The organism is Aquella oligotrophica (assembly GCF_002892535.1).
Lineage (GTDB): Bacteria > Pseudomonadota > Gammaproteobacteria > Burkholderiales > UBA11063 > Aquella > Aquella oligotrophica.
Genome location: NZ_CP024847.1, coordinates 712,033 through 731,657, shown reverse-complemented (window position 1 = coordinate 731,657; position 19,625 = coordinate 712,033). Strand labels below are relative to the sequence as shown.

General features: G+C 35.7%; 20 protein-coding genes. 9 read left to right on the top strand and 11 right to left on the bottom strand.

Annotation, left to right across the window (positions count from 1 at the left end; all coding sequences use genetic code 11):
• Window positions 1–176: 176 nt before the first annotated feature.
• Window positions 177–1,190: a hypothetical protein gene (locus tag CUN60_RS03340; protein WP_102950672.1), complete on the top strand. Its 1,014-nt coding sequence runs from the start codon at window positions 177–179 to the stop codon at window positions 1,188–1,190.
• Here the strand turns inward: CUN60_RS03340 and CUN60_RS03335 are convergent.
• From CUN60_RS03335 to ppk1, 6 genes are read right to left on the bottom strand one after another with little or no spacing between them, the layout of a single operon-like run.
• Window positions 1,187–1,702: a hypothetical protein gene (locus CUN60_RS03335; RefSeq protein WP_102950671.1), complete on the bottom strand. Its 516-nt coding sequence runs from the start codon at window positions 1,700–1,702 to the stop codon at window positions 1,187–1,189. The two genes, CUN60_RS03340 and CUN60_RS03335, sit on opposite strands and share 4 nt — an antisense overlap.
• Window positions 1,703–1,737: 35 nt before the next feature.
• Entirely contained in the window at window positions 1,738–3,030 is a 1,293-nt protein-coding gene (locus CUN60_RS03330; protein ID WP_102950670.1) for an NCS2 family permease, read from the bottom strand.
• Window positions 3,031–3,051: 21 nt separating this feature from the next.
• Window positions 3,052–3,834 (bottom strand): PhzF family phenazine biosynthesis protein, encoded by a 783-nt coding sequence (locus CUN60_RS03325; RefSeq protein WP_102950669.1) that lies wholly within the window; start codon window positions 3,832–3,834, stop codon window positions 3,052–3,054.
• A 6-nt stretch (window positions 3,835–3,840) separates the two neighbouring features.
• Window positions 3,841–4,842: a DNA polymerase III subunit delta gene (holA, locus tag CUN60_RS03320; RefSeq protein ID WP_102950668.1), complete on the bottom strand. Its 1,002-nt coding sequence runs from the start codon at window positions 4,840–4,842 to the stop codon at window positions 3,841–3,843.
• Window positions 4,823–5,350 carry an LPS-assembly lipoprotein LptE gene (locus CUN60_RS03315; protein WP_102950667.1) on the bottom strand — a complete coding sequence of 176 codons (528 nt, stop codon included), beginning with the start codon at window positions 5,348–5,350 and terminating at the stop codon, window positions 4,823–4,825. Before CUN60_RS03315 ends, holA begins: the two co-directional genes overlap by 20 nt.
• Before the next feature lies 1 nt (window position 5,351).
• Window positions 5,352–7,637, bottom strand: a complete 2,286-nt coding sequence (gene ppk1 / locus CUN60_RS03310) for a polyphosphate kinase 1 (protein WP_102952434.1) — start codon at window positions 7,635–7,637, stop codon at window positions 5,352–5,354.
• Window positions 7,638–7,913: 276 nt separating this feature from the next.
• Between ppk1 and CUN60_RS03305 the strand changes: the two genes are divergently transcribed.
• The 8 genes from CUN60_RS03305 (at window position 7,914) to nadD (ending at window position 13,685) form a co-directional block, all read left to right on the top strand.
• Window positions 7,914–8,300 (top strand): hypothetical protein, encoded by a 387-nt coding sequence (locus CUN60_RS03305; RefSeq protein ID WP_102950666.1) that lies wholly within the window; start codon window positions 7,914–7,916, stop codon window positions 8,298–8,300.
• A gap of 258 nt (window positions 8,301–8,558) precedes the next feature.
• A complete protein-coding gene (locus tag CUN60_RS03300; RefSeq protein ID WP_102950665.1) occupies window positions 8,559–8,984 on the top strand; it encodes a protein YgfX in 426 nt (141 codons plus the stop codon).
• On the top strand, window positions 8,960–9,895 hold the full coding sequence (locus CUN60_RS03295) for a bifunctional folylpolyglutamate synthase/dihydrofolate synthase (protein WP_102950664.1): 936 nt from the start codon (window positions 8,960–8,962) through the stop codon (window positions 9,893–9,895). Before CUN60_RS03300 ends, CUN60_RS03295 begins: the two co-directional genes overlap by 25 nt.
• A complete protein-coding gene (locus tag CUN60_RS03290; RefSeq protein WP_102950663.1) occupies window positions 9,874–10,212 on the top strand; it encodes a glutamate ligase domain-containing protein in 339 nt (112 codons plus the stop codon). The genes CUN60_RS03295 and CUN60_RS03290 overlap by 22 nt, the downstream gene beginning before the upstream one ends.
• Window positions 10,213–10,251: 39 nt before the next feature.
• Window positions 10,252–11,040, top strand: coding sequence for an SPOR domain-containing protein (locus tag CUN60_RS03285; RefSeq protein ID WP_102950662.1), 789 nt, complete (start codon window positions 10,252–10,254; stop codon window positions 11,038–11,040).
• Between the two features lies 1 nt (window position 11,041).
• Window positions 11,042–11,602 carry a CvpA family protein gene (locus CUN60_RS03280; RefSeq protein ID WP_102950661.1) on the top strand — a complete coding sequence of 187 codons (561 nt, stop codon included), beginning with the start codon at window positions 11,042–11,044 and terminating at the stop codon, window positions 11,600–11,602.
• A gap of 2 nt (window positions 11,603–11,604) precedes the next feature.
• Window positions 11,605–13,068: an amidophosphoribosyltransferase gene (gene purF, locus CUN60_RS03275; protein WP_102950660.1), complete on the top strand. Its 1,464-nt coding sequence runs from the start codon at window positions 11,605–11,607 to the stop codon at window positions 13,066–13,068.
• A complete protein-coding gene (gene nadD / locus CUN60_RS03270) occupies window positions 13,065–13,685 on the top strand; it encodes a nicotinate (nicotinamide) nucleotide adenylyltransferase (RefSeq protein ID WP_102950659.1) in 621 nt (206 codons plus the stop codon). The genes purF and nadD overlap by 4 nt, the downstream gene beginning before the upstream one ends.
• A 35-nt stretch (window positions 13,686–13,720) precedes the next feature.
• Here nadD and CUN60_RS03265 read toward each other — a convergent pair whose 3' ends face one another.
• The 5 genes from CUN60_RS03265 to CUN60_RS03245 form a co-directional block, all read right to left on the bottom strand.
• The gene (locus CUN60_RS03265; protein ID WP_102950658.1) at window positions 13,721–14,557 is read right to left on the bottom strand and encodes a DUF6671 family protein; all 837 of its coding nucleotides are present in this window, start codon (window positions 14,555–14,557) and stop codon (window positions 13,721–13,723) included.
• 49 nt (window positions 14,558–14,606) lie between these two features.
• The gene (locus CUN60_RS03260; protein WP_102950657.1) at window positions 14,607–15,068 is read right to left on the bottom strand and encodes a MarR family winged helix-turn-helix transcriptional regulator; all 462 of its coding nucleotides are present in this window, start codon (window positions 15,066–15,068) and stop codon (window positions 14,607–14,609) included.
• A 113-nt stretch (window positions 15,069–15,181) separates the two neighbouring features.
• A complete protein-coding gene (locus CUN60_RS03255; protein WP_158649271.1) occupies window positions 15,182–16,612 on the bottom strand; it encodes a TolC family protein in 1,431 nt (476 codons plus the stop codon).
• Complete coding sequence (locus tag CUN60_RS03250; RefSeq protein ID WP_102950655.1) at window positions 16,605–17,735, bottom strand: HlyD family secretion protein; 1,131 nt, start codon at window positions 17,733–17,735, stop codon at window positions 16,605–16,607. Before CUN60_RS03250 ends, CUN60_RS03255 begins: the two co-directional genes overlap by 8 nt.
• 3 nt (window positions 17,736–17,738) lie before the next feature.
• Window positions 17,739–19,451: an ABC transporter transmembrane domain-containing protein gene (locus CUN60_RS03245; RefSeq protein WP_102950654.1), complete on the bottom strand. Its 1,713-nt coding sequence runs from the start codon at window positions 19,449–19,451 to the stop codon at window positions 17,739–17,741.
• Window positions 19,452–19,625: the final 174 nt, after the last annotated feature.

The window sequence follows — 19,625 nt, the reverse complement described above, 5'->3', positions numbered from 1 at the left end:
ATAACACATCAAATAGAAGCATAGTATTTCATTTTACCATAACGTCGATTATCCAGAATAGATGATTTTAGAAGTTAAATGACCATCAGCATAGCTAAACCCACAAAAATCACTCTCATCTAATGCTTACATTCAGTAGAATATTGTATGATTATTAAACTTGAAGGTAAATTTAGATGGAAAATAAATTCCATAACTTGATTTTAGCTACTATTAGCGCTATATCAATAGCAAGTTGCGATAAAAAACCCATAAATTCCAGTTGTAATAGTCCATCAATACAGCAAGAGTTAATAAGTCGGGCAAAATTTGTAACGAACGATAATCTTGTAAGTGAAAGCATTTTAACAATAAAACACTTAAATTCTGCTAATAAATGTGAAGTATCGATAAAATATCAGCATGTCATTTTTACCAATAAACAACTGGCTATAAATTATAACTATCAAATAAATAATGCCAATGGCAGCATTATAAGATTTGATCCAGAAAGTAAGCATAACTTACTCAAAAAATGGTACGCAGAAATTCCGGACGTTATAAATTTCCAGAAAACCCAAAGTGGTTATCTGACAATTATTCAGCTGCAAAACATGCAAAGACATAATCAGACACAGTCCCTATACCTTAATAACCAAGAAATTCGCCTCGAGAGCACTGGCTTTTCAAGCATAACTATTGATAAGAAATTTATGATTAATCATAGTGAAGTATTTCTAATCTCTGCCTATCATAACCAAAATCTAGATAAAAATACTGATCATAGTTATCTAGTCGCTATTGAATCCATCAATCACTTTGCTACAACTAAAGCATTTTCATACCAGCAAAACAGCTTCGTACAAACAGGAGATAGTTTAAGATTTAATGGATTAAATCATAAATGGTATGCTGAATCAACAGATTACCCAGTTTATCTTTATCAGAATAGACAGTTATTAAAAATAAAATCGACCTTACCTGACAGCTATTACCTTAATAAATTCAACAAGATAACCGCAGAACAAATTATAAAACAGGTAAAAGCGGATGGATGTCTTAATGGTGATCAGTTTTACTCTTCTGATATATGTAGTCAGAAAAAAATTCGCTACTGCCAAGAGTTTCAGCTTATAGGTCAAAAAAATAAAAGCCGGGCATATACCCAGCTAAAACAAATGTGCGCCCCATATCAATTTTCCGAATATTAATGATCCACAGGAACGGGTGCCGAAGAATTAGCTGAAGCGGAAGCATTAGCCGAGCGATCTTGAATGGAAGTATTCTGGCTGTCCAAAATTGGCTGATATTTCTGCAAGTCAGCCAAAGGCATTTCAGTGTTTAATGGTGGTGCAACCTGCACTAGTGTTGACTCGATAAAATCGTTAAATTGATAACGAACAACATAACCGGATTGAGTCTGACTCTCCTGCATCACGGTCTTACAAACCTCCTGATTATTGGTAACAGTAACGTATTCAGGATGTTTCTTACTATCAAACATACGATTGAAAAAATTACTATTTTTATTTTTCACCTTCTTGCTTGTTGTTACCTGATGACACTCTTTCGTAGGTACCTGAGTAGCCACCATATTCGGAGTAACGGCAAGAATCCGAATATTTTCCGACTGGTTTTCTCTAATATTTTTCAGATAGTATAGTCCCGCTCCGGCACCAATAACAACAATTACAGAACCAATTACAATTTTTGATACTGCCATAATAAATCCCTTATAAATCTAGCTTAAACTTAATTTTAGTTAATAAAAAACCATCCACTGCAAACTATCGCTACGATAATCAATGTAACCGACAGTTCATTATATTTGCCCAAGAGTAATTTTAACAGCGTGTAAGATAAAATACCAAATATTGCTCCCGCAGTAATCGAAAAACATAATGGCATCATCACAATAGTCAACATACTAGCAACAATATCTTCAAAATTTGTCAAATCAATTCTTCTAATATTTGAAAGCATGATTAGCCCAACCACCATTAATACTGGGGAAGTTGCAGCATCTGGAATAATCGCAATTAAAGGTGACAAAAAAATGAATGGTAGACATAATAAAGCAGTAATTGCTGAAGCAATCCCGGTACGAGCCCCATTATGTATAGCAGCAGAACTCTCAACAAAAATTACACTGGGAGAGATGCCAATCAAACTAGATAAAACCCCTCCAAAGCTATCGGTAATTAATGCCCGCTTCAGATAGGTTACTTTCTTATGCTGATTATCAAATTTTATCTGCGATAGCAAGCCCATTGTTGTAGAAGTAGCATCGAAAAAATTAACCACGAATAATGATAAAATCGCAGGTAGTACGCTTAATTTGAAAGCTTTTGCGACATCAATCTGCATGAAAAGGCTAAAATCTGGCATTTCGAGAAATTTATGTGGTAATGTTTCTGGATGGATAAATGCATTAATAAGTGTAATCAATATGATTGGTAATAAAAACGCATAATTTTTATGCTTGATAAAAAACACTGCTGACATAATAAAGCCAAGACAACACAGGATGATATCAATGTTAAACTTACCAATTCCAATGAGGGTATTTGGATTAGCAACGATAAGCCCAATATTTTTAATACCAATCATGAAGAGAAAAAAGCCGATTCCAGCACTTAATGCGATTTGCAAAAATTCAGGAATTGCATGAATTATTACTTGCCGAATTTTACTCACAGAAAATACAAAAAGAAGAAGACTAGAAAAAAGAATGACTCCCAGTACTGTCGGGATATCAAGCTTTTCATGTAAAATCAACGTATAAGAGATAATCGCATTTATCCCCATACCTGGTGCTAACACAAATGGTAAACGAATAAAAAAGGCAGCAAAAAGCGTCATGATAACGATGATAACAACCGTTGAAGTTATGGCTGCATTAAGCGGAAACCCAGCACCATCAGCATGAAGAATTATCGGATTTACGGCAATTATATAAGCTATTGCCATAAAATTAATAACCCCTCCGATTACTTCACGCGATAAGGTGAATTTATGCTCACCATCCAAACAAAATAGTTTTGCTAACATCTATCAGTCTTCCCCGCTCTCTTATAAATAAAATACATTTCCGGTTAGTTTGATCGTATCATTCTCAAACCTTACATCAAGCACACAGCTATTATCTAAATTACCCCCCTGAATAACTTTAATACTCGCTGAAAGAGCATAGCCCAGCGCAGCTGCCGCAACACCAGTTGCACTATCTTCAATCTTCTCATCCAAATGATTAAAGTTTCTAGCAAATATTACCTTATCTTCCTGATAATAGGCATAGATGCCATTAATTGCGACGTGTTCATTCCATAAATTTAGTGCGGCTAAATCAGGTTTTAATGAAAATAATTTTTCTTTACTATTTATTTTAACAATTAGCTTAGGGCTTCCTACCGAAGCAACTAATGGCTTAATGAGAATATCATCTAGATCTATGCCAAGTAATTTACTAACATCATCAATATACCCTCCCCCATCACGAATAAACTCGGGGACTAACTCAAGGAAAATTACCTCTCCATTATCTAAAGAAGCGGTGAGTATTTTCCCCATTGAGCTTACAATTTGGATACAAGTACTATGAGGGTTTCTAGCAAAAAAGACCTTTGCGGCAGCCAGCGAGCCATGTAAACATAATGGACTTTTCTTATGTGGATAGAAAAAAGAAAGTTCTAATTTACTTCCATCCATACTATCAATAAATACACATACGGGTACGTTTTGTTCAAATGCAAATTGCTGCCGTGCGACTTCATCCATAGTGTCACTTTCAATCACATAGGCAAGATTACCAGTTTTTGCATCACTACCAAAGCATTTTAATTGAGTTATAATCATTGCTAACTATTGCCTGCCAATGCAAATATCGGTGACCAACTTCTCAAGAAGCGTCAGAGCATCTTCCTGCAATATGCCCTTCACCGCCATATCAATTTTAGCTAAATCATCTAGATACCCTAATATTTTTACATAAGTAAGTCGGCTAGCAGCCTTCTCAAAGGCAACGATTGAATTACCCCAGATTCGTAATGTTCCAGCAATAGCCCGAAAATTTGCTTCTGTTTTTTGTAAATTTTTTATTTTTATAAGCTTACGCAAGTCTTCACCAAGATTCCAGCTCATTAAGATTACTTCTTCATTTGCAATACAAACATGCTTAAAGATCTTGTGTGTTAATGTAAGATTACCTAAAAGATAGGCTTCAGACAAAGCATAGATACTATAATTTGAATTATCAATTAAATGTAGCTGAGCATCTTCAAGAGTAATTGTGTAGGGTGGCATAAATAATAGCGATAGCTTATTAATTTCTTGATTTAACTGAGTAAGATTTCCCTGATTTAATTCAAGTAGAAGCCCCAAAGCATCCTCATTAATAGTAAAATTATGCTCTCCAAGTTGACATTTAACAAATGCACTTGCTTCAGAAGCATCTCCAGTCAAAATAAAAACAAGTCCAGCTTTATCATAATATTTTAACCAATCATTAGCAAGATCTTTTTTATCTAGCTTATCACAAGTGAGAATCAGATAATTATTTTCATCCAATAAATCATATAATATTAATAATTTTTTTTGCTGTTCAAGAGTTGGTTTAGTTTTAAATGAGACAAGTAGAAGATTTTTTTCAGCAAATAATGAGCTACTTCGCATTATATCTTCAATTATTGCAAAATCAAAATAACGATCCGCTATAAATGACTGAAAATGCGCATTGGCGAGCAATTGTGAGACTTTTTTAACCAGTAGCTCCTGTATTGGAAAGCACTCTTCATTGCCACTAATTAACATGGCATACCCGTCAAGAGAAGGTACTTTTAACCAGCTAACGAGATTCTGAGGCATAAGCTGGGGAAACTAATGGTGCGTCATGAAAATACACGATCCTGCGTATAAGTGCATTAATAACATTCTGATGGAGCTGATCCCAAGTATTTTCTTCCTGCTGCTGTGATGACAGAATTAAACTATTATTATATGCCATAACCTGCTGATTTTGTACTATAATATCATTACCAAGCTGATCACCCTGCAAATTATAAATACGAGCTGTGACACGGTATGTAAGGATATAACTAGCAATTTGACCAACACTATTAAAATCGAGTGTATCACGACTAGTTTGTTCATTACTAACACTAATAACCACTTCAGCACTTTCCTTATTCGTTACAAGCATGGTCAGAGACTCTGCCTTGATCGTATTTTTCAAACCAGGACAAATAACAGGAGTATCACAATTCAAAAACACTGTTTTAAAAGGAAAACTATAACTACCAGCAACACCACGCAAATGAAAACCGCAGGCGGCTAAAATAAAAATAAACGACAATAATAGTAAATTTTTTAACATGTTAACCTTTAATAATCGGCTTTTTCAAACGTGGCTTAGGAGTAGTTTTTTCAGCTGGCTTTTCATTAGCTGTAGCTCGAGAGTTACGCTTTCGCGGGGTGGTGGTAACCATAGCAGAATCTTTTTTCACTGAAGGCACCGGAGCTTTACTATTAGCTCGTAAGGCTTCTACCTGTTGGGTAAGCTGCATAGCTAAAGTTTCCTTAAAGATGGGAACACCCAACTTATCCATCAAAAATTCTTGGGCACAAATCCGCTTACCAGTCTGTTCAACTGGTGAATAGCTACCATCGGCATTCATATGCCATGAATTCACATTATCCTGCATATAAAGCTTCAAGCTCTCGTCAATTATCCGCCGTTTGATCTTATCATTTAAAATCGGGATACAAGTTTCGACTCGTTTAAAGAAATTGCGTTTCATCCAATCAGCAGAGGCAATAAAAACATCTTCGTTCCCAGAATCGTAAAAATAAAAAACCCGATGATGTTCAAGAAACCGACCAACTACCGACCGTACAGTAATATTATCTGAAATTCCGGGTATTAAAGGGCGTAATGAACATGCTCCGCGAACAATCAGCGTAATTTTAACACCAGCTTGTGATGCCCGGTATAACGCACGAATTATTTGATTTTCAACTAGTGAATTCATTTTGGCAATTATTTCTGCCTTCTTGCCACTTAATGCATTAAAGGTTTCACGCTCAATTGCCTTCATAACCATATCATGAAGAGTAAATGGAGATTGAAATAATACCCCTAAAACCCCTGCCTTTCCTACACCAGTTATCTGACTAAAAATATTGTCAACGTCACGGGCGATTTCCTTATTTGTAGTTAGTAAACCGAAGTCAGTATAAATTTTTGCAGTTGTTTGGTGATAATTACCAGTACCAAGATGAACATAATGTCTTAGTTGCTGACCTTCTTTGCGAATAATCGTCAGCATCTTTGCATGAACTTTGTAGCCCATAACTCCATAAACCACGTGCGCACCAGCCTCTTCAAGCTGATTTGCCAATTCAACATTGGCTTCCTCATCAAAGCGTGCAAATAGCTCTATCGAAGCAACCACCTGTTTACCCGCACGGGCTGCTTTAATCAAATTCTGCACAAGTTCGGAGTCATTCCCAGTTCGATATACTGTCATTTTAACAGCAAGTACATTCGGATCCTCTGCCGCGCGACGAGTTAATTCTACTACAGGATCAAAGGACTGATATGGAGTATGTAATAAAATATCTGTTTTGGTCATCGCCTTAAAAATATCTGGCTCAGAGACCAATTCTTTAGGCAACCCAGGATTATAAGGTGTAAATTTAAGGCTATCATTATCTACCAGATTAGCAACTTCTGACAATCGAGATAAATTAACTGGACCGTTAACCCAATATAAATCGGGTTTACTCAAATTAAATTGTTTTAGTAGTATATCGGTAAATTTGTCTTCTGGCTGACCGTTCGAAACATCTAGTTCAATCCTTGAACATTCAGCATATTTACGTTTTAATAACTCTCGCGTAACGGCATGGCGTAAATTTTTCTGATCAGAGTTAACATTTATGTCCGCGGCTCTAGTAACCCTGAATGGATAACAGCCCCTTACTACCATTCCATAAAAGAACTCATTTACATGCTGGCTAATAATATCTTGTAACAGGATAAAAACATGCTTATTACCAGATAATTCTGGCGGTAATGCAATAACCCGCGGTAAAATCCGCGGTGCCTCAACAATGGCAATCTTTGATTCACGCCCAAACTGATCCTTACCATCCAATTCAACTGCAAAATGTAAGCTTTTATTCGGCACTCGGGGAAATGGATGTGATGGGTCAATGCTTATAGGAGTAAGAACTGGTTTTAATTCATTAATAAAATAGTTATATGCCCATTTTTGCTGTTCTTTATTCCAGTTTCTTGCCTGTAAGATAAAAATATCCTGTTTATTTAAGGCAGGAATCATCGTATTATGATAAATAGAGTAAATATCACTATATAACTTGTACACTTCACTACGAATAAGCGCCAACGCTTCAGTAACCTTCAAACCATCGGCGAGCAGTTTGGTTGGTTGCTCTTTTTCCCATTTTAGTAATCTAGCAACTCGCACTTCAAACAATTCATCGCAGTTCTTGGTAACAATACAAAGATAACGTAGCCGTTCAAGTAATGGCACATTAACATCAAGCACTTGCGCTAAAACCCGGCGATAAAACTGAATCAGTCCAAGTTCCCGGTTAAGCATAACTTCGCGATCGTTGAGGATATTTATAGTAGTCATAGGCAAAAACTTATACATTGTATTGTAAAATTAACAGATAGTAATTGCTACCTTAGCACATTACGCAGCTCCCCAATTTTAACATAATCTTATACATAATTACCTTAAAATGTAAACACTCCTTAGTGTAACAGCCTCAACATGAAGCAACCCGAAGAACAGCTGCAATAATGACTGCATATCAGATCATTAGCAATGCCAACCTGATATTAATATAAGCAATTAGCTAAAAATCAGCTATAATCGCTTTCTAAACAGTAAAAGGAATGATTAATAATGTTTTATGTGGTTGAGAGATCAATAGTAGTAATAAAGCCAAAACAACCTTTACTTGACTGGATAAATTCAAGTCTTGCAATTAGTGAAGGAACAATGTTAACACTCGAAAGTATCCGAATTGACTGTAATTCATATCTAATACCCGAAGTAGATGCAATTGAAGATGGCATCAGCTACGTTGACGATAACTTTGAAGCATTATTTCACCTTGAATTAGCCTCATGGTCTGAAGATCAGAATACCTGGCCTAATGAACTAAGTCTAAAAATGTTTTGGGAATGGTTTGACATCGAAATTTCACCAACACTTATAGATCTAACTGAAGACAATGGTGTGGAAACAGAGTCAGATGTAGAGGATGATTCACCTGAAACAGTTCACTAAATAATTGTAACCTAGCTTAAGAACTAGAGATAAAAATATAATAAGACTCGTCCGGACTTAATAGACCTCTTTCCTAACTTGCTTCTTTAACTCTGGTACGTTGTCATAAGGACTTCTGCGATATTCATGTACTTAAGTGTACACTCCGTTTCTCAAAGTCCTTATTCCTAGTCTAAGAATGAAATAATGGGTTATGAAAGAACTCTAATGTTAATCGGCTAATTTTGTAACATCAAACTTTTTAAGTATAAACCCTATATGTCAGATGAGCTATTAAGCATCTCGATTACTAAACGTAAATCTAACTGGTTAGTTTTTTTTGCTATAGTATCTATAATTATACTTATGGCTTCAGCCGCAAACATAATGAACTGGTATAAGCTACTGCTGGTGACGGTACTCATGCTTTGGCTATTGATTATTGCTTATCAATATTATTTCTATCATCCCGAAAAAATTGACCTGCTTTTAGCCATCAACAATGCCATTGTCTGGGAAAACAATCGCACCGAATTATATGACATTGTAAAAATAACTACTCTTAGCTATTTTTGTACAATTATCGGAATTAAAACCGCTACCAAAAAAACAAGATACCTATTAATAGCATTTAATAATATCCCTGTAACAAAATATAAAGCTCTAAGAAGACATATCAAATGGCAGCCGACAAGCAGCAACTAATTGACAAACTCCTTGCAACAGATAACTATAGTGCACCACTATCAGAAGTCAAACAGATTGCAGAAAAGCTGAGAATTACCCCTCAGTATCCAATCGTACTCATTGGTGGCACAAATGGCAAAGGTTCAACCTGTGCCTTTTTAACAACAATACTTAGTAATGCAGGCTACAAGGTTGGCACATTTACTTCACCACATGTATTTGACTATAATGAAAGAATCTGTCTCAATAATAACCCAGTAAGTGATAGCGAACTTGAAGATACTCTTTCGCAGGTTATAGCTGCAAGTGAAAAAAATCTTGGATTATTTAAATCATTTGTTCTCGCCAGCCATTTAATTTTTAGTGAACATAAGGTTGATATAGCAATTGTCGAAGTTGGTATTGGTGGACTTAATGATGCGACCAATATTTTCACCCCCAGTATCTCAGCTATCAGCTCAATTGGGATGGATCACTGTGAATTACTTGGTAATAGCATCGAAGAAATCGGATTAAATAAGGCTGGCATTTTCAGAAGCAACCAACCAGCATTAATCGCAGGAAGTAATATTCCTGAGTCAGTAATTAAATATGCACAGTCAATAAATGCCAAACTACAGATTATTAATCGCGATTTTAGCTATAACAGGCAACAAATCAGCTGGGATTTCATATCAGAATCACTTTGCTATTATGGACTACCGATGCCAAGTTTGCGTGGGAATGAGCAGCTAAATAATGCAGCTCTTAGTATTGCAATATTAAATAATATCCGGAATAGATTCCCAGTAAATCTAGGGCAAATAAAATCAGGTTTATTACAAACATCATTGATCGGCAGATTTCAAGTTTTACCTGGCACCCCCAAATTGTGCTTGATACTGCACATAATCCGCAAGCAATTGAGATGCTCTTACAAAATATGCTAAAATTACCCTTTACCAAACATAATTTGGCTGTTTTTGGCTGTGCCAAAGATAAAGATTGGCAACAGGCACTAAGAATTATTGGTGATAAATTTGATCACTGGTATTTGGCTAGGATACCAAACGACAGAAGCTCTGAAATTAATGAAATCAGGGATTTTCTGCTTAAAAATGGCTATAAGCCATCACAGATTGAATGCTTTGATGATATTAGTATGGCAGTAAATAAGGCTTATTCACAACTTGAAAAGGAAGACCGACTAGTTTGTTTTGGTTCATTCTTGGTTGTAGAATCAGCATATAAAATCATAAAAAGCTAGTTATAAGTTACTTTCAATTACAAAAAAAGAATAAAACAAATGCAACCAAAGTATACGCACAATAAAAGCAATATTATAAAAATTACAGAAGAGGCAAAGCGCAAATCAAGACAGCGCCTTATCGGCAGTATAATTCTTCTTGGGATTGCGCTATTTGTTTTACTAAATGTTACTGCAAAAGTAAAACCAATTGCCATCAACCCAGATGTAGTTGAAATAAAAAATAAAGCTGCAAGTGGTACAAATTCGACAACACTGATGGTCAAAAATAATGCCAGTGCAAATGTAAGTAATGCATCTGCTCCAGCAAGCATGCAAACTCAAAATGAAAGTATTGATCAAATAGCTGCAATTGCAGCAAGTACGCCAGTGAACAGTAAGAAATCTGCTTCTCAAGGAGCAGGATACAAAGCTGGTGTAGTTAATCGCAACAATAATGATACAACAGAAAATCAAGATACTGCTGTAGCTCCAGCAACTGTCAAAAAGCCCAGTTCTACACCAGCAAAAAAGCCAAAACCGAAGCAGTCAAATCCTGAAGACATCCTAAATGGTCTAGTAGATAATTCAACTAGTAAAAAGATGAATCAACCTCAAGGACTAGGCAAAAGTTACATTCAATTTGCTGCATTAAAAAACCAAAATAAAGCAGATCAATTACAGCAAGTACTAGCAAGTAAAGGAATAAATGCATCGGTTCAAGAAATCGAAACTGACAATGGAACACTCTATCGCTTACGTGCAGGTCCATTTAGCCGCGAAGATGCAGTTCAGAAATTACAGCAAATAACCGGACAAGGCTACTCTGGAATAGTAACAGGTAGCTAAAATGCCCCACTTAAGTAATTATGATTTTCTATTTGCATCCATAATCCTAATATCTGCAGCCTTAGCTACCATTCGTGGCGGGGTTTCCGAATTACTCTCGATAAGCACATGGTTTATAGCACTTTTTGTTACCCGTAATTATGCAGAACTCATTGAAAGATATATTCCAGAAATAATCAGCAATGAATTATTTCGCTCACTTATTACCTATATAATTTCATTCATAGGCGTAGCTATCATAATCACGCTACTCAAAATGATCTTTAATAAGGCAATCGCCAAAAGTGGATTAAGTGGACTAAATTATCTTCTTGGCGCGTTATTTGGTATAGTTCGAGGAATAATCATCTGTTCCCTATTAGTTATTCTAATGGAAATGTTTAGTATTGATAAAGATCGCGGCTGGAATAGTTCATGGTTTTCACCAATTTTAACCCCGGCAGTTAATATGATAATCAGTGCCATCCCGAAAAATATGGAAAATCTTAACAACGAAATTGGCAAACATGCTACGACAATAATTGAGCATGAAGCAAATAAACTTAAAGAGTCTGGAAAATAATTATGTGTGGAATTGTAGGAATAGTTACTGATCACCCAGTAAACCAGCTACTATATAATGCTTTAAAAGGTGTTCAGCATCGTGGTCAACAGGCCGCTGGCATGGCAACCATGGATGGCAACCTGATGTATCTAAAAAAAGGTATCGGGCTGATTAAAGATGTCATTTCAAATTATGATCTCTCTTACCTACACGGCAATATTGGTATTGGACACGTAAGATTTCCAACCGCAGGTTCTGCAGACGATCCTGAACAGGCACATCCATTTTATGTAAATTCACCATTTGGGATTATGCTCGCACACAATGGTAATTTGACCAATACCAAACAATTACGAGAAGAAGTTTTACATAAAAACCACCGTCATGTAAGAACCAAATCTGATTCAGAAGTACTAACCAATGCTTTTGCTTTTGAATTACAGCAATCAACGATTAACAATGAATTAGATAATCAGGCAATCTTCAAAGCCATTGAGAACCTGAATCAACGACTAAAAGGTGGTTACGCAGTAGTTAGCATGATTGCTGATTATGGTTTAGTTGGCTTCAGAGATCCATTTGGCATTCGTCCACTGGTTCTTGGTAAAAAGATCGAAGCAGATAACTCGATTAGCTATATGCTAGCATCAGAAAGTTGCACACTTAATAGCACAGGCTACGACCTAATTCGAGATGTAAGCCCAGGCGAGGCAATTATCATAACAGCGGAGGGTAAACTTGAAAGCAAAATCTGCCATCCCAACCCAGTATTAAATATCTGTATTTTTGAATATGTCTATCTGGCACGGCAAGATTCTGTCATTGAAGAAGTTCCCGTTCAACTAGCACGTAAAGCCCAAGGACATTATTTGGCACAAACAATACGTGAATATTATCCAAATCTGGAAATTGATGTAGTCATTCCAGTACCCGACATTGCTCGTCCGGCGGCAATTAGCCTAGCGATGGAGCTTGGCGTACCATATCAGGAAGGTTTTGTAAGAAACCATCTGGTAGATAATGAACCACACCCCCAAAATTCAGAACAACTACAGGTAACAGTTCAAAGCATGTTAAGCCCAATTGAGCTTGAATTTAAAAATAAAAATGTACTCCTTGTTGATGCATCAATTGTTCGAGGAACCAACTCAAGAGAAATTATCAAAATTGCTCGCAATGCTGGAGCTAAAAATATTTACTTTGCATCAGCTGCACCACGAATCAAATTCTCGAGCGTTTATGGAATCGATATGCCAGCCTATAATGCTCTCGTTGCCCATAATAAGACCGATAGTGAGATAGCTACTGCTATTGGTGCTGATCTGGTAATTTATCAGGATCTCGAAAACCTCAAAAAATCAATCAGGGAAATTAACCCAGATATTCCGGGCTTTGAGGCTTCGTGCTTTGATGGCAATTATATTACCAACGATATTGATGATGAATACTTGCTTTCTCTGGCAAATGGTGCATTTCACGCATGATAATTTTATTTGGTGGAACATTTGACCCAATTCATAATGGACATCTTAAGCTGGCACTACACATTGCTAGCAAATTCAACTGCAAAGTTGATTTACTGCCATTAAATGGAACACCAAATTATAAGCCAGCCCCGGTCGCCAGTTTGAAGCAACGACTGGAAATGTTAAGATTAGTTGTCACTATGTACCCGGAACAACTCCAACTAAATTTAAGTGAAACTGAGTACCATGAGTATAGCCCAAGCTATCTTACACTTTCTCGATTAAGAGCTAAGTATGGTAAAGAAGAAAGCTTTTTTTTCATAATTGGTGGGGATTCGCTTATTAGCCTCTCAACGTGGGATAACTGGAAAGAATTATTTAACCTGACTAATTTCATTGTTGCTATGCGCCCGGGATATACAGTTGAAAATCTTGATAACGAAATTATCAAACGCCTTATAGACATCAGGAACTACAATCAAAATATGCCTGCTGGTCAAATAATTATCACTGATTTCACCCCAGTAGATATCTCCTCAACCCAAATCAGAAAACAGCAGAAAAACTTGGATAGTATCGCTGACATGATACCAGAATCAGTCAACTTATACATTCAACAGCAAAAATTATATTAAATTTCCCAGCAGCTAGCAGCTTTATTGCCAATCAGTTATGGATTACAATAGTCGCAATATTTTGGATCAGCAAACTGTTTTGACAAGTCAATTACTTCTTTTTCAAGGTAATCACACTTGATGCATTTATGTTCACGATATTTTTTGATTTTGGTAGGTAAACCACACAATTCACAAAGTAGATAGCCACTTAGACTGGTTATACCAAACCCTGGAGTATCACATGACTTGCAGTGGGAGATAACTCTTTTTGCAAGCTTATTAGCAAGCAAACTGATCACTTTCATACGACTTGGATTATTCATTGCGCGCATGTCAGTTTCCAGCTTTAATTTGCCATATTTATGAATATTCTCAGCTACTAACTGATCAAGAGTTGCACGATCTTTAATACCTTTCGCGATTACTATATTCTCGGCTTTAAGTATCAGGGCATGTGATGGAAACATCACTTTATCAAGAAATTTACTATAATCATGATTAGGCTGATCAAACTCATAATCTGCAAGATTAGTTTCCATACTAATTTCATAATCGCTGATAAAATAATCATTCACACGATCATAAAACAATAGCATTTCGGTATCTGAATTTGCTAGTAGGTAATTTGGATGGGGTCCAAAAGCACCTTCACTACTAATCACATAATCATAGTTATATTGCTCTGCGGCAACAATTGCTTTTTGCTTTAGAGTTTCATAGGCAGTTAAAACCCGCTCAACTTCACCACTAAAAGTTCCAAATTGATCAGTATTGAAATTATCGATAACTTCAAGCCTACAGCCAACAATTTCTTCAAAGGGTTCTTGGATGGCTAGCTCTTTTTGATGCATTGAAGCAAGCAATACTTTTTTATTCTGATACGGACTCATGATTTTTATCTTTTAAACCTATATCTAACTTATGGGAATTTATTATTACTTACTCTTTATCACGATGAATAGTTTTTTTCCATTCTTCGGCAATATTTGCTGACATTTTGGTAACAAGACTACCAAAAGCTGCTCGCTCCTTATTACTAAAGCCAGCAAAACATAATTCCAGCACGCGATTTTTTTCTGCAATTATCTGTGAATACAACTCTCTGGTTTTTGCCGTAGGGAATAAATGCCAAACTCTTTTATCCGTTACGTCCTGCACTTTATTTATTAATCCAGAAACTATTAATTTCTGTACTGCCTTAGTAGTGGTAGTTTTATCAACTTTTAGGCGAAAAGACAGGTCAGCAAGGTTAATTCCTTCATTTTCACAAATTCGGGTAATGTAAGCAAACTGCCCCTTTTGTAGTGAATAGTTTTTAAAACTAGCTTCATAAATTGTATGAATCTCACGAACAATATTGTCCAAATCCCTCAGTAGAGTGGAAATTAAACTTGAATCCATAATTACCCCATTAGTAAGCAGTTGAAATATCAACCATTATTTTAATAAATTATTCAGAACAGCGTCAAAATAATTTACTTTGACTATGTCTTCCAGACTAAACATATATAATTTCAATTAAATTGTGGATAAGCTTTAGTTAGATGAACATTGTTCCCGGTAAGGAAATTATATTCAATTAGTGCCTGATAGTTTCCAGCTATAACGTTGATATAATTCAAATATGAGTTAGTTGCATTATCCTCACGCAAATTAAGCATAAAGAAATTACTATCCCCATTCTGCACTCGTCTATTTTCGGCATTTAATAAATCAGTTGCTAGTTTATTTTCTGTTTTAGACATGTCAACTTGACTAGCCGTTGCATCAACTGAATAATGTAACGTTTCAAGCTGTGCCTTTAGCTGATCAAGAAGTAACTGCCTATCATTTAGTAATTTGCGATAACTAGCTTCAGTTTCTTTATCCATACCTTTTCCGTAGCTCCGCTCAAGAGGCATCGAAAAATTTAGTTTACCAACCGCTTCCTGCTGATTCAGTTGAAAATATGACGAAGTTGCGGTATCTGAGTTATTTTGATTATATTGAACAGATAAATTTAATTTTGGTAACAAGTAGTTCCCAGCAAGCTTTTGCTGATTTACAATCTGTTGCAGCTGAGTTTGAATAATTTTAAATTCCGGACGATTTTTAACCGCATTATTTACCTCATCAACAATTGGCTGTTCAGGAATTTTATTAACTTCTGGCAATGTCTTGGGCAAAAGATTCTGATTTGGTGTAACAATATTACATCTTTGGTCGCGATAATATAAGGCTAGATATTGTGAAGCCTTATTAAAATAATCTTTTGCAGAAGTAACTTTCATTTTTCGCTTTAAGACGTTATTATAGTTCTCTTTCACTGATATTTCTGCAATATCACCATTTTTAAATCTTTTTTCAAGCGCATTTTGTCTCGTTTCAGCAATGTGTAATAACTTCTCATATGCTTGAAGCTCTGCACCAGCAATTACCCACCCCATATAAGCTTTCATTGCTTCAGTTTTTACCAGCAGTCTTGATAAATCCAACTCATAATCCGATTTTTCTTTATCTAGCATCGAGTTATATAAATTTAAGCGTTCTTCATCCATAGTAAAACCACTCAAGAGATTCATCTTTAATCCAACAAATTGCCTTCCCAGTGTTGAAGTAATTTGGGCAGAATCATATTGTGGAGTATAGCCACCAGAAATATCATATCCGGCATAAGCAGACACCGGAGAACCATAGAACCTTTTTTCTAATGCAATTTTCTGGTAAGTGGTATTATAGGTACTACCTTGTCGTTGCAAAGCATCAGCATCAAGCCTAAAATCAAATGGAGCCTCATTTTTTTTAACCTTACCCTGATTTAATTCCTGCTGAATAACTGCGCTTAGAATTTTGGGATAACAGCTGTTAATTGAGCTTTCAATTCTTGATATCTGAAGCTCATAAGCACCAGCACCCCATGGGGCTATTGATGAAAATAAATATAATAACCCCCGTAGCTTATTCACCCTTATCCTGCTTCTCATCCTTGCCTCCATCTTTGGTAGCACCATAACCTCCATCAGCACCATTCTTACCATGAAACAATGTCGCACTATTATTTTTGTTATTTATCGCAATTGGGAATCCGTTTAATTGTCGCCACATTTCATAGCCGAGTAAAACACGGTTAAGCTGGATATATCCCCGAGCTTGAGCACCCATCCGTAAAAAATTACGCGAAGGCCAAGCCTGATCATTAGGGTCTGGCTCGACTAGCACCCGGAACATACCATTTGAACTTGCGGCATAATCAACAACTTTTACAACTCCACCAAAAGTACCAATTGATACTGATGGCCAACCACTAAACTGAATAGATGGCCAACCATCAAAAACTAGCCGCACATGACGACCAGGGCTAACCAAAGGAACATCATTTCCACTTATATATAGTTCAACTGCAATATTATCCGTATCCGGGATAAAAGTTGCCAAAGCGTCACCAACTTTTACTACCTTCGTAGCCGAACTAGATAAAGTATTAACAATCGTTCCATCACGATCTGCCAAAATTATCTGACTATTTTGCTTTGATAACGATGATTGTGATTTAATTAATTGAGCTTTATAGTATTGCTGGTCGGCTACTGATTTCTGATAATTAATCTGTGCTAACTCAAACTCTCTTTTGGAGGTCAGTCCATCACGATAAAGACGCTGTTGGCGATCAAAATTACTCTTAGCAAGTCTAGTTGCCTCAATCGCAGAATTTAACCTTAATTCCATCGCTGAAACTTCTGAATTAAGGCGCTCTAACAGATATGGATCAACATCAATAATCTCAGCAACTTTGTCACCCTTTTTTACCTTGCTACCATCACGAACATACCATTTGCTAACTCGTCCATTAACTGTTGATACTATTTGCTGTACCCTGTCTTCCGGATGTAGCGCCGTTATTTGCCCTGGTCCAAAAGAAGTCTGTATCCAAGGTAAAAAGAGACTGCCAATGAAAAATGTTACCAGAACCAATATTAATATTGACAACCCTGGAAAAAACCTTGAAATAGCTGTCCTATCAATATTTTTAAACTTTGCCGCATCTTCAATCTTGTATACCTGGTGCTGTTTAACGTAATCAAGCTGCATGAATTATGATTCCTTCAATACTTTTCTTACAATCATTTTAAACTGGCTACTATCAGTAGCATGATAAGCTTCACGGCTTGCCAGTAAAAGGAATTTATCATAATGAATATGATTATCTTCATTTTCAGAAAAGCATATTAGCGTAATATCTGTGCTTCCCGTGATATAGTCAAGAATCTGCTTCTGAATCTTCTTATCAATCCGATCAAATATCTCAGAAATAACAATAACTTCGGGATTGATCAAGATTGCCTTAACTATTTTTAGGATAATTATCTGTTGCTCATGTAATGGATAGCCATCACCAATTAACATTGTTTCATATTTTTTAGGTAGGCTATGAATAAAATTACTCAATCCAGTAGCGCCAAGAATATCATTAATTTGATTATACATTGAATCTGCGATACCAAACTGGAGGAATTCACCAATAGTACAACCAAAAATATTTGAACTATTAACCATGTGAATTTTATCTCGCAGATAGTGCTGGTCATAATCAGCTGCATGAATCCCATAAAACTCAACAAAACCACTATCCGGATGAATATATTGATTCAAAAGATTAGTAAGAATCATTTTTGCATTTTGATCAACCGTTAGAATAAGATTTGACTGTCCTTTACTGATAGCAAAGTTATAAAAGTAACTTCTACCAAAATCATCGGTATAGGATACATTATTAAAGTTAATAATTGGATTCTGATTATCAGCTTGAATAGGAGTTGGACTACTATTGATTTTACCAAAATGTTCATCATCAATAACAAACACATGGCTCATTTCATCAAGTGAAGCCATCAAATTATAATACTTATCATAATAAATACTAAGTTTTGATATCCCATACAATGAAGTAGTATATAAAATCTCTGCAGCTACTAGCTGCCCCAAGCTTAACTGCCCCTGAATAACCAAAATTGAACCAACAGTAACCAGAGTTACCGTGATCGCGACATAAAGTAAGGTTAAAATAATTAACTGGGTAAAAGAAATATTCCAGTATTTACAACGGGCACGAATATAGGTTTTTATCAGATCTAAGCCCTTGTCTAATGCATAGGTTTTCGTTGTTCTACTTTTAAAGAACCCACTCATCCTAAATACATCGTCAATCCATGCAAATACTGCAAATTTAGCTTCTGATCTTGCTACTGCATAACCAACAGCTTTTTTAGTAAATAATGACCAGCTAAGCCAAACAATACCTAAAATAATCAAATTAAGGATCAAAAAATATGGGTGATAAAAACTCGATAAAATAAAGCTTACAATAATAGTTAATAAAACTAAAAAACCTTCAACAATAATGTCTGATACATTATTTTGGATATTAAAAATCTCAAAATAACGACTACTCAAATCACTACTGTTATGGGCACGAAAACTCTGGTGATCACTATAGATGGCTTTTAATAATATGTCTGATGCTATCCGTGAAAAAGAGCTTCGCTTATAGATTTCAATCAGAAATTTTTGTAATACCCCAAGTAAAGCCGAAAAGCTTATCAAAAACAGGAGGATTAGCCCAAGAATTAACACTGGAGTGATCTGGGCAGTATAGATAATGGAGGTTATCAAGACCTGAATCGATAATGGCAAAGCAAGATTAAGCAATGCAACTATCACCCCATAAGTAATAATCAGCGAGAAAAATTTCTTATCGCGAAATATCAGATAACTGGCAGCTTTTTTTAAAGTTTCCTTACTTTGCATAATTTCCAATTCGTTTATTTATAATATTTAGTCATAGTGATTTTTAACCAAGGCTATCATTACCAATATCAGGTCGATAGCCATGACTTTAACAAATTTAAGTTGCAATGTCAACTATCGACACTATTTAATCAATGAATCTTTTAAATGACAAATTAAAACAACTAGCTAATA

Coding starts and splice junctions, on each gene's coding strand:
- CUN60_RS03340 (WP_102950672.1), top strand. CDS start 177: ATGGAAAATAAATTCCATAACTTGATTTTAGCTACTATTAGCGCTATA.
- CUN60_RS03335 (WP_102950671.1), bottom strand. CDS start 1,702: ATGGCAGTATCAAAAATTGTAATTGGTTCTGTAATTGTTGTTATTGGT.
- CUN60_RS03330 (WP_102950670.1), bottom strand. CDS start 3,030: ATGTTAGCAAAACTATTTTGTTTGGATGGTGAGCATAAATTCACCTTA.
- CUN60_RS03325 (WP_102950669.1), bottom strand. CDS start 3,834: ATGATTATAACTCAATTAAAATGCTTTGGTAGTGATGCAAAAACTGGT.
- holA (WP_102950668.1), bottom strand. CDS start 4,842: ATGCCTCAGAATCTCGTTAGCTGGTTAAAAGTACCTTCTCTTGACGGG.
- CUN60_RS03315 (WP_102950667.1), bottom strand. CDS start 5,350: ATGTTAAAAAATTTACTATTATTGTCGTTTATTTTTATTTTAGCCGCC.
- ppk1 (WP_102952434.1), bottom strand. CDS start 7,637: ATGACTACTATAAATATCCTCAACGATCGCGAAGTTATGCTTAACCGG.
- CUN60_RS03305 (WP_102950666.1), top strand. CDS start 7,914: ATGTTTTATGTGGTTGAGAGATCAATAGTAGTAATAAAGCCAAAACAA.
- CUN60_RS03300 (WP_102950665.1), top strand. CDS start 8,559: ATGTCAGATGAGCTATTAAGCATCTCGATTACTAAACGTAAATCTAAC.
- CUN60_RS03295 (WP_102950664.1), top strand. CDS start 8,960: ATGGCAGCCGACAAGCAGCAACTAATTGACAAACTCCTTGCAACAGAT.
- CUN60_RS03290 (WP_102950663.1), top strand. CDS start 9,874: ATGCTCTTACAAAATATGCTAAAATTACCCTTTACCAAACATAATTTG.
- CUN60_RS03285 (WP_102950662.1), top strand. CDS start 10,252: ATGCAACCAAAGTATACGCACAATAAAAGCAATATTATAAAAATTACA.
- CUN60_RS03280 (WP_102950661.1), top strand. CDS start 11,042: ATGCCCCACTTAAGTAATTATGATTTTCTATTTGCATCCATAATCCTA.
- purF (WP_102950660.1), top strand. CDS start 11,605: ATGTGTGGAATTGTAGGAATAGTTACTGATCACCCAGTAAACCAGCTA.
- nadD (WP_102950659.1), top strand. CDS start 13,065: ATGATAATTTTATTTGGTGGAACATTTGACCCAATTCATAATGGACAT.
- CUN60_RS03265 (WP_102950658.1), bottom strand. CDS start 14,557: ATGAGTCCGTATCAGAATAAAAAAGTATTGCTTGCTTCAATGCATCAA.
- CUN60_RS03260 (WP_102950657.1), bottom strand. CDS start 15,068: ATGGATTCAAGTTTAATTTCCACTCTACTGAGGGATTTGGACAATATT.
- CUN60_RS03250 (WP_102950655.1), bottom strand. CDS start 17,735: ATGCAGCTTGATTACGTTAAACAGCACCAGGTATACAAGATTGAAGAT.
- CUN60_RS03245 (WP_102950654.1), bottom strand. CDS start 19,451: ATGCAAAGTAAGGAAACTTTAAAAAAAGCTGCCAGTTATCTGATATTT.